The 9350-nt window shown below is 73.3% G+C and carries 10 protein-coding genes; 4 read left to right on the top strand and 6 right to left on the bottom strand.

Annotated features, from left to right (window positions below):
• Positions 1-200 precede the first annotated feature (200 nt).
• Together E4P40_RS23670 and E4P40_RS23665 are read right to left on the bottom strand one after the other, a co-directional pair.
• Positions 201-956 (bottom strand): ABC transporter permease, encoded by a 756-nt coding sequence (locus E4P40_RS23670; protein WP_135160830.1) that lies wholly within the window; start codon positions 954-956, stop codon positions 201-203.
• On the bottom strand, positions 953-1852 hold the full coding sequence (locus tag E4P40_RS23665) for an ATP-binding cassette domain-containing protein (RefSeq protein ID WP_209305486.1): 900 nt from the start codon (positions 1850-1852) through the stop codon (positions 953-955). The genes E4P40_RS23670 and E4P40_RS23665 overlap by 4 nt, the downstream gene beginning before the upstream one ends.
• A 259-nt stretch (positions 1853-2111) precedes the next feature.
• Between E4P40_RS23665 and E4P40_RS23660 the strand changes: the two genes are divergently transcribed.
• Genes E4P40_RS23660 through E4P40_RS23650 form a run of 3 tightly spaced genes read left to right on the top strand, consistent with a single transcriptional unit; the run spans position 2112 to position 5345 of the window.
• Positions 2112-2582, top strand: a complete 471-nt coding sequence (locus tag E4P40_RS23660) for a universal stress protein (protein WP_135160828.1) — start codon at positions 2112-2114, stop codon at positions 2580-2582.
• A 14-nt stretch (positions 2583-2596) separates the two neighbouring features.
• Positions 2597-3667: an adenylate/guanylate cyclase domain-containing protein gene (locus tag E4P40_RS23655; protein WP_135160827.1), complete on the top strand. Its 1071-nt coding sequence runs from the start codon at positions 2597-2599 to the stop codon at positions 3665-3667.
• 22 nt (positions 3668-3689) lie between these two features.
• A complete protein-coding gene (locus E4P40_RS23650) occupies positions 3690-5345 on the top strand; it encodes an ABC-F family ATP-binding cassette domain-containing protein (RefSeq protein ID WP_135160826.1) in 1656 nt (551 codons plus the stop codon).
• Here the strand turns inward: E4P40_RS23650 and E4P40_RS23645 are convergent.
• The 4 genes from E4P40_RS23645 to E4P40_RS23630 are packed head-to-tail and all read right to left on the bottom strand — an operon-like array spanning position 5331 to position 8873.
• Positions 5331-5873 (bottom strand): GNAT family N-acetyltransferase, encoded by a 543-nt coding sequence (locus E4P40_RS23645; RefSeq protein WP_135160825.1) that lies wholly within the window; start codon positions 5871-5873, stop codon positions 5331-5333. The genes E4P40_RS23650 and E4P40_RS23645 overlap by 15 nt on opposite strands.
• Positions 5874-7001 carry an alpha/beta fold hydrolase gene (locus tag E4P40_RS23640; RefSeq protein ID WP_135160824.1) on the bottom strand — a complete coding sequence of 376 codons (1128 nt, stop codon included), beginning with the start codon at positions 6999-7001 and terminating at the stop codon, positions 5874-5876. It lies immediately after the preceding gene.
• Positions 6922-7374, bottom strand: coding sequence for a hypothetical protein (locus E4P40_RS23635; protein ID WP_135160823.1), 453 nt, complete (start codon positions 7372-7374; stop codon positions 6922-6924). Before E4P40_RS23635 ends, E4P40_RS23640 begins: the two co-directional genes overlap by 80 nt.
• Positions 7371-8873 (bottom strand): long-chain fatty acid--CoA ligase, encoded by a 1503-nt coding sequence (locus E4P40_RS23630; RefSeq protein WP_135160822.1) that lies wholly within the window; start codon positions 8871-8873, stop codon positions 7371-7373. Before E4P40_RS23630 ends, E4P40_RS23635 begins: the two co-directional genes overlap by 4 nt.
• Before the next feature lie 142 nt (positions 8874-9015).
• Here E4P40_RS23630 and E4P40_RS23625 point away from each other — a divergent pair.
• Positions 9016-9350, top strand: a 335-nt coding sequence (locus E4P40_RS23625) for an SDR family NAD(P)-dependent oxidoreductase (RefSeq protein ID WP_135160821.1), incomplete at its 3' end; no start/stop codon positions are given.

Raw genomic sequence — 9350 nt, 5'->3', positions numbered from 1 at the left:
ACGACGTCCGGCTGACCCTCGGCGACGGCGAGGTGCAGCGGCGTCCAGCCGCCCTGCCCGTCCCGCTCGACGGTGCGGGCCAGCAGCCCCGGAGTCGCTTCCACGGCGGTGCGGACGGCGTCCACGTCCCCGTCGGCGAGCAGCCGGCCGAGTCGCTGCACGGTCATCCGAGCGCTCACGAGGGCATCATGTCCGGCGCCTCAGACGACATCGCGCCGGACGGCGAGGAGGGTGCCGAGGAGAGCGGCGAGCAGGCCGTAGCTCACCAGAAGCAGGCCGCCCTGCCAGGCGCCGAGCAGGTCGGGCCCCTCGAACGTGGCGGTCATGGCCTCCGTGGCACCTCCCGGCATCCACTTGTAGGCACCCGACGTCGCGGGGATGGACCGGATCAGTCCCTCGACGACGAACAGGTACACGAGCCCACCGACGATCGCGCCGACCTGGTTCTTCACCAGGGCTCCGATGCCGACGCCGATGAGGGCGTAGATCACCAGCGCCAGGCCCGACGTCGCCAGCACCTCGAGGTTGTCGGCGGTGAAGGACGGCGCCCCGCCCCGGGCGCCGGCGTAGACCACCACGACGAGCACGTTCACGACCAGGACGACGAGCGCCAGGGGCACCGCCACCAGCGCGTAGGCCAGCAGCTTGGCCACCACGACGTGCCAGCGGCGCGGCGTGGTCAGGAACGTCGGCGTCGCCGTGCGGTGCCGGTACTCCTGGGTCATCCCGATGATCCCGAGGATCAGGAACAGCACGTTGGCGCCGGTCGCCTGGGCGAACGCCAGCTGCTCGAACGACGCAGTGCCGACCGGGGGGATCCCGCTCTCGGCGTTGCCGGCGAAGGCCGTGAGCAGCGCGGCGAACCCGCCGACGATGACGCAGGAGCCGAGCAGCAGGCCGAGCCAGACCCGGGTCGTGAACAGCTTGGTCCACTCGCTGCGAACCAGCCGGATCATCGAGAGGCCTCCTGGGTGACGGGAGCGACCGGGGAGGGCGCCGCGAACTGTTCCGACCCGGCGGTCAGCTGGAAGTAGATCTCCTCGAGACCGCTCGTCCGGGACCGCAGCTCGTGCAGCTCGATCCCGGCGGCGAAGGCGCGCCGGCCCACGTCGGCCGGCGTCGTCCCGGTGACGCTCAGGGCGCCGTCCTCGCTGGTGACACCGTTGCCGTCGGCGGCGAGCAGCTCGGCCAGCCGCGCGGCCTCGGGGCTGCGCACGAGGACCGTGCCGGCGCCGTCGGCGCCCGAGCGCAGCTGGTCCATCGACCCCTCGCGGACCAGCCGGCCGGCACCGACGATGACCACCCGGTCGACCGTCTGCTCGACCTCGGACAGGAGGTGGCTGGAGACGAGCACGGTGCGCCCCTGCTCGTGCGCGAGGTGGCGCAGGAAGCCGCGCAGCCACTGGATGCCCTCGGGGTCCAGGCCGTTGGCCGGCTCGTCGAGCACCAGGACGGCGGGGTCGCCGAGCAGCGCGGTGGCCAGGGCGAGGCGCTGGCGCATCCCGAGGGAGTAGCCCCCGGCCCGGCGAGCACCGGCGTCGGCCAGGCCGACCTGCACCAGGACCTCGTCGGCGCGGGACAGGGGCAGCCCGGCGGCGCGGCAGTAGACGCGCAGGTGGTTGCGACCCGAGCGGGCGGGGTGGAACGCGGTCTCCAGGACCGCCCCGACGGTGCGCAGGGGATCGGTCAGCGATGAGTAGGGCGCGCCGTTGAAGGTCGCCGTCCCCGCGTCGGGCTGCATGAGGCCCAGGACCATCCGCAGGGTGGTCGTCTTCCCGGCGCCGTTCGGGCCGAGGAAGCCGGTGACGGTGCCCGGCTCGACGGTGAAGCTCAGGTCGGAGACGGCCTGCACCTGGCCGAAGTGCTTGCTGAGTCCGCGGACCTCGACCCGCACGGGGTCGATCGGCGCGGTGCTTCCGGTGGAAATGGGTGCTCCTCGTCGTCCGCGGCGTGGTGTCGTCCCATCCAAGCGCACGGGCGGCGCCCATCGGGAGGCCATTTGTCTCCGGCGCGCCGTGCCCCCGACCTGCCGGAACGCTCCAGGGAGGCCCCGGGACCGCCGGAATGATCTCGGCGTGACCCTCGGCACACGGTCACATAGAGTCCCCGCCGTGAGCGAGAGCGCGAACGCCTACCGGACGGTCGTCGTCGGCACCGACGGCTCCGAGTCCTCCCTCCGCGCGGTCGCCCGCGCCGGGGCGCTGGCAGGGGCGTGCGGCGCGACGCTCGTCATCGCCTGCGCCTACCTGCCCACCGAGGCCGACGACCGCGAGCTCGCCCGCGCGCAGGACGCGCTGCGCGACGACGCGTACCAGGTCGTCGGGTCGCATCCGGCCGAGGAGACGGTGCGCACCGCGCACGAGCGGGCCAGCGCGGCGGGCGCCAAGGACGTGAAGACCCTGGCCGTCCAGGGGTCCCCCGTGGAGACACTGCTGGACGTCGTCCGTCGCGAGGACGCGGACCTGCTCGTGGTCGGCAACCGCGGGCTGGCCGGCATCAAGGGGCGGCTCCTCGGCTCGGTGCCGGCCGACGCCACCCGCCGCTCGACGTGCGACGTCCTCATCGTGCACACCACGGGCTGAGCCCGGCGGACCCGATGGTCGATCCCGGGGACGGTCCGGGCCCGGATGCCCGCGAGGCGCTCGAGCGCCTGCTGCTCGACGGACCGCGCCGGTACACCCGCCTGCAGGTGGGCGAGCTCTCCGGGATGGCGCCCGAGCGCACCCAGCGGCTCTGGCGGGCGCTCGGCTTCCCGGACGCCGCGGACGACGACCCCGCCTTCACCGACGCCGACGTCCAGGCACTCGGGGTGCTGTCGGAGCTGATCGCCTCCGGCTTCGTCGACGCCGACAGCGAGGCGTCGATCGCGCGGGCCATGGGTCAGGCGCTGTCCCGGCTGGCCGACTGGCAGGCGGACATGATCGCCGACGCGCTGACCAGGGCCGGGCCGGACGGCGAGCGGCGTCCGGCGTCCCCGGAGGAGGCCGTGGCCGTCGCGCGCGCCCTGCTGCCGAAGATGCGGGAGATCCAGAGCTACGTCTGGCGGCGGCACCTCGCCGCCAACGCCGACCGGCTGCTGGCGTCATCGGCCGGCCAGGGGGACCGACGGGAGCTCGCGGTCGGCTTCGCGGACCTCGTGGGCTACACCTCGCGCAGCCGCGGGATGGGCGGTCGTGAGCTCGGGGCGATGATCGAGGACTTCGAGAGCCTCGCGTCCGAGGTGATCGCCCGCCACCGCGGGCGCGTGGTGAAGACGGTCGGTGACGGGATCCTGTTCACGACGGTCTCCGCGGTCGACGCGGTGGAGATCGGGCTGCGGCTGCCGGAGGTCTGGGACTCCGAGGAGCGCCCGCCGCTCCGGGTGGGCGCCGCGTACGGCGCCGTCCTGACCCGGCTCGGCGACGTCTACTCACCGGTGGTCAACCTGGCCAGCCGGCTGACCTCCCTGGCCCGCCCCGGGACGATGCTCGTCGACCGCGATCTCGCCGAGCGGCTGCGGGACCTGCCGGACTACCGCGTGCGCAAGCTCCGCCGGGTGTCCGTGCGGGGCTACGACCACCTGCAGCCGTGGCTCGTCCGCCGTGGCAGGCACGTCGACGACCCGGCCGACGAGCACGAGTACGACGACGCGCCCTCCGACGACCCGGCGGACGACGGCGCCGCGTGAGCCGGATGGCACGCTGTTCACCGTGAGTTCCACCCTGATCGCCCGCGGCCTGGCGGCCGGACACGGCGCCCGCGCCCTGTTCTCCGGCCTCGACCTGGTCGTCGCCCCGGGCGACGTCGTCGGCCTGGTCGGCGTCAACGGCGCCGGGAAGTCGACCCTGCTGCGGACGCTGGCCGGCGAGGTCCCGCCGGAGGCCGGCACCGTCGTCGCGAGCCCGCCCACCGCGACGCTCGGCTACCTGCCGCAGGAGCACGAGCGGCGTCCCGGGGAGACGGTGCTCGATGCGATCGCCCGGCGGACCGGGGTCGCCGCCGCGCAGGCCGCGCTGCACCGCGCGACCGACGACCTCACCGAGGGCCGGCCGGGCGCCGACGACGCCTACGGGGACGCCCTCGAGCAGTGGCTGGCCCTCGGCGGCGCCGACCTCGACGAGCGCGCCGAGGAGGTGGTCACCGACGTGGCCCCCGGGGTCGCGCTCGACGCGCCCATGACCGGGCTGTCGGGCGGGCAGGCGGCCCGCGTGGGGCTGGCCACGCTCCTGCTCTCGCGGTACGACGTCCTGCTGCTCGACGAGCCCACTAACGACCTCGACCTCGCCGGCCTCGACCAGCTGGAGAGCTTCGTCGCCGGCTCCCGGACCGGCATCGTCGTGGTGAGCCACGATCGCGAGTTCCTGTCCCGCACGGTCACGCGGGTGGTCGAGCTGGACCTCGCCCAGCAGCTGGTCCGGGTCACCGACGGCGGGTACGAGGCCTACCTCGCCGAGCGCGAGGTCGCCCGCCGGCACGCCCGCGAGGAGTACGAGGAGTACGCCGACACCAAGGCCGACCTCGAGGGCCGGGCGCGGATGAAGCGCAACTGGATGGCGAAGGGCGTCCGCGACTCGATCAAGAAGTCGAAGGACGGCGACAAGCACATCAAGGCGCACAACCGGGCGTCGGCGGAGAAGCAGGCGGCCAAGGCGAAGCAGACCGACCGGCGGATCGAGCGCCTCGAGGTCGTCGAGGAACCCCGCAAGGAGTGGGAGCTGCGGCTGGAGATCGCCGTCGCCCCGCGGGCGGGCGCGGTCGTCGCCACCCTCCGGGGCGCCGTCGTGCGGCGCGGGGGGTTCCAGCTCGGCCCGGTGGACCTGCAGGTCGACTGGGGCGACCGGCTGGCGATCACCGGCGCGAACGGCTCGGGGAAGTCCACCCTCCTCGCCGCCCTGCTGGGCCGGGTGCCGCTCGACGAGGGGGCGGCGTCGCTCGGGCCGTCGGTGCGGATCGGCGAGATCGACCAGGCCCGCGGCCGCTTCCTGGGCCCCGAGCAGCTGCTGGACGCGTTCGGCCGCGAGGTGCCCGACTGGCCGACGTCGGAGGTGCGCACGTTGCTGGCCAAGTTCGGGCTGACGGCCGACCACGTGCTGCGCCCGGCCGAGACCCTTTCGCCCGGCGAGCGGACCCGTGCGGGGCTCGCGCTCCTGCAGGCGCGGGGGGTGAACGTGCTGGTGCTCGACGAGCCGACGAACCACCTCGACCTGCCGGCCATCGAGCAGCTCGAGGAGGCGCTGGCCGACTACCCCGGCACGCTGCTGCTCGTCACGCACGACCGCCGGATGCTCGACGCGGTCGCGACGACCCGTCGGCTCGAGGTGGCCGACGGCGCCGTCACCGAGGTGTGGAGCTCAGTCGCCGGCTGAGGCCAGCTCGTCGGCGACGCCGACGGTGTCCATGCCCTCCCACGTCTTCGTGACGTGGTGGGCGAGGACCATCAGGTCGCGCAGCTGGCCGCTGCGGTCGCGGATGTGGTCGACCAGGAGCGCCTCGCCGGTGAACCCGAGGTCGGTGAACAGGGCCAGGGCGGCGCCCTGCTCGGCCACGACCTCCACCACGAGCTTCGACAGGCCCGACCCGACCGCCTCGACCAGGGCGCGGCGCGCCAGCTCACGCCCGAGCCCGGTGCCGCGGCTGGCCGGCGAGACGACCAGCCGCACCTCGCCCACGTGGTCGGACCACCCGGGCAGCGGCCGGACGGCGACGTAGCCGTTCACCTCGCCGTCCTGCACGGAGACCCATCGCCCACCGGCTCCCTCGCCCCCGGCCCAGGACCGGACCGTCTCGGGGTCGGTGACCTCCTCCTTGATGAAGGTCAGGTCGCCCTCGGGCAGCCCCTCGAAGAAGCGGAGCAGGGCGTCGCACTGCTCGGCCCGGAGTTCCTCGACGGCCATTCAGGCTCCCTTGCTCACGGCGGCGTCGTCCTGGAGGGCGTCGCTGCGCCGGCGGATGAACTCGATGATCGTGGGGACGGTCGTCTTCGCCGCCGTGCGGCCGACGACGAGGCCCATGTGCCCGGCGTCGAGCACCAGCTCCTGCTTGTCGTCGGAGCCGACCAGGTCGATCAGCGCCGCCGTCGCGTCGGCCGGCACGATGTGGTCGCGCGTGCCGCGCACCGTGAGGAACGGAACGGTGATGTCGCTCAGGTGGACGGGGTCACCGCCGACGGTCAGCCGGTCGTCGATCATCCCGTTGTTGCGCACGAGCATCTGCGCCGTCTCCCGCGCTGCCGCTCCCGGGAAGGGAACGTGGTCGTCCGACCAGCCGGTCATGGCCTGGTAGGACGCGACGTACTCGTCGTTCCAGAGCCGCTCCCAGAGGCTCACGTAGCGCGTCACCTCCGCGGTGGGGGTCAGGGTCCGGAACCCCTGGACGACGATCGACGGCGGCACGTTGCCGTCGCGGTCGAGCACCGAGCCGACGTCCATGCCGCCGACGGAGAAGATGTCGGAGAGCGGGCCCATGTGCCGGAAGTCGACCGGGGTGGCCAGCACCGTGAGGCTGCGCAGCGGGGCGTCGGGGTGGTGCGCCGCGTAGAGCAGCGTGAGGTCACCGCCGAAGCAGTAGCCGAACAGGTTGACCTCGTCGGCTCCCGACAGCTCGAGCACGCGGTCGATCCCCGCGGGGATGTAGTCGTCGACGTAGTCCTCGAGCTTGTTCCCCGCGTCCCGCTCGTCGGGTGTGCCCCAGTCGAGCAGGTAGACGTCGAACCCGGCGTCCAGCAGCTGCTCGACGAAGCTGTTGCCCGGCGTCAGGTCGAGGATGTAGCTCTTGCTGATCAGGCTGAAGACGATGAGCAGTGGCGGCCCGTACCGCACGCCGCCGTTCTTCTCCGGGTCGTTGCGGTAGTGCCAGAGCTGGGTGCGGCCGCTCTCCCAGACGACGTCCTTCGGCGTCAGCCCGACGCCGGGTCGGTCGACCCCGGCGACCAGCTTGATCCCGTTACGTGCCCGGAGGGCGTTTCGCTCCACGTCGCGCCGGACGCGGTCGAGGACCGTCTGCGGACTCGGCACCTGCGGCATCGCGCTCCTCTGTCGTCGGGTCGGTGTTCGCGGTGGCGGCCCGCGCGGACCGGCGCCGCTCGGCCTCCAGTTGCAGTCCCAGCCGGCGGACCTCCCGGTCGAGGGCGCCGATCTGTGCGCGCAACCGGCTGACGTCGCTTCCCGCAGGCAGGTTCACCAGGTGCCAGGCGCGGGCCGACGCGCCGCGCACGGAGCCCCGCACCAGACTCTCCGCCCGGCGGAGCAGCGTCACGCCGACGGAGAACGTCGGCGTCCGCACGAACGTCTCCGCGCGGGGCGAGACCGCCCGCTCGGCGGCGTCGAACGCCTGCCGCCACAGGGGCGGAGCAGGCGGAGCGGGCTTGCCCTGCGCCGGGCCCGAGGGGGACGTCACCGGGAGCCCACCTGCTCGGGGACCTCCACCGAGCGGCGGAGGATCTTCCCCGTCGGGCCCTTCGGCAGGCTGTCGACGAGCCAGACGTGGCGCGGGTACTTGTAGGCGGCGACCCGCTCCTTGACGAAGTCCCGCAGCTCGTCGGGCTCGGCGCTCGCCCCGGGCTTGAGGGCGACCGCGGCGGCCACCTCCTCGCCGAGCTCGGGGTGGGCGATGCCGATGCAGGCCGCCTCCGCGACCGCGGGGTGCTCGTAGAGGGCTTCCTCGACCTCTCGCGGGTACACGTTGTAGCCGCCGCGGATGATCATCTCCTTCTTGCGGTCCACGATGAAGAAGTAGCCGTCGTCGTCCTGCCGTGCGAGGTCGCCGGTGCGGAACCACCCGTCCGGGATCGCCGTGGCCGTCTCCTCCTCGCGCTGCCAGTAGCCCTTCATGACGTTCTCGCCCCGGATCGCGATCTCGCCGACCTCTCCGGCGGCGACGTCCTTGCCGTCGTCGTCGACCAGGCGCATCTCGACTCCGGCGATGGGCGTGCCGATCGAGCCGGGCTTGCGCTCGGCGTTCGGGTGGTTGAACGAGGCCACCGGCGACGTCTCGCTCAGGCCGTAGCCCTCGAGGATCATGCAGCCGAACTTCTCCTCGAACGCCCGCATGACCTCCACCGGCATGGCCGAGCCGCCGGAGACGCACAGCCGGAGACTGGAGACGTCGTGGTCGCCGGCACCCTCGGAGTGCAGCATCCCGGCGAACATCGTCGGCACGCCCTCGAAGATCGTGACCTTGTCGCGCTCGACCACCGACAGGGCCTTCGCGCCGTCGAAGCGGGGGATGAGCGTCAGCAGCGAGCCGCGCAGCACCGATGCGTTCAGTCCGCACGTGAGGCCGAAGACGTGGAACAGGGGGAGGCATCCCATGATCACGTCGTCGGTGCCGCTCTCGAGCAGGGTCTCGGCGGTCGTGCGGGCGTTGCGGCTCAGATTGGCGTGCGTGAGCTCGGCGCCCTTCGGCTGGCCCGTCGTCCCGGAGGTGTAGAGGATGACCGCCAGGTCGTCGTCCGTGCGGTCCACCGCACGCTCGATCGGTTCGGCGTCGAGGAGCTCCTCCGGCATCGCCGGGCCCACGGACACGGCCTCGATGCCGACCGTGCCCGCCGCCTCGATCACCGGTTCCGCGGACGGGGTGAGCGCCACGACGACCTTCGCCCCGGAGTCGCGCAGGTAGTACTCCACCTCGCGCGCCTTGAGCAGCGGGTTCATCGGGACCACCGCCGCCCCGGCCAGCAGGGCGCCGTAGAACACGACCGGGAACGAGATGACGTTCGGCAGGACCAGGCCGACGCGGTCCCCGGGGGAGACGCCCCGCACCTGCAGCGAGGCGGCGACCTTGAGCGCGGCGTCGCGGAACTCCCCGTAGGTCAGGACGGTGTCGTCCATGCGGAGCGCCTCGCGGCTCTCGTCCTCGGCCGCGGTGTCGAGCAGGTTCTGCGCCAGGTTGCTCACGTTCGGGTCCCTCCCCGTCGAGGTGCGGACGACCGACCTACCCGCCCGAGAGGTGAGCTACCCAACATCCCAACTACCGTCCGGAGGAACGACCGACCGACGACAGGAGCTGACCGACGTGGCAGACCGCACGATCCTTGACATGTTCCGGCTCGACGGCCGGGTGGCGATCGTGACGGGAGCGTCCTCCGGCCTCGGCGCCGTCTTCGCGCGCACCCTCGCCGAGGCGGGGGCCGACGTCGCGCTCGGCGCACGGCGGGTGGACCGGCTGAGCGAGACGCAGGAGGCGGTGGAGGCGGCCGGCCGCCGCGCGATCGCCGTGCGCACCGACGTCGCCGTCCCGGAGGACTGCCAGGCGCTGGTCGACGCGACGATGGCGGAGTTCGGCAAGGTCGACATCCTGGTCAACAACGCCGGCGTCGGGACCGCCTACCCGGCGACCCGCGAGACGCCTGAGCAGTTCCGCCAGGTCATCGA

The sequence above is a fragment of the Blastococcus sp. CT_GayMR20 genome (assembly GCF_004570345.1).
This window is presented reverse-complemented; position numbering and strand designations above follow the sequence as displayed.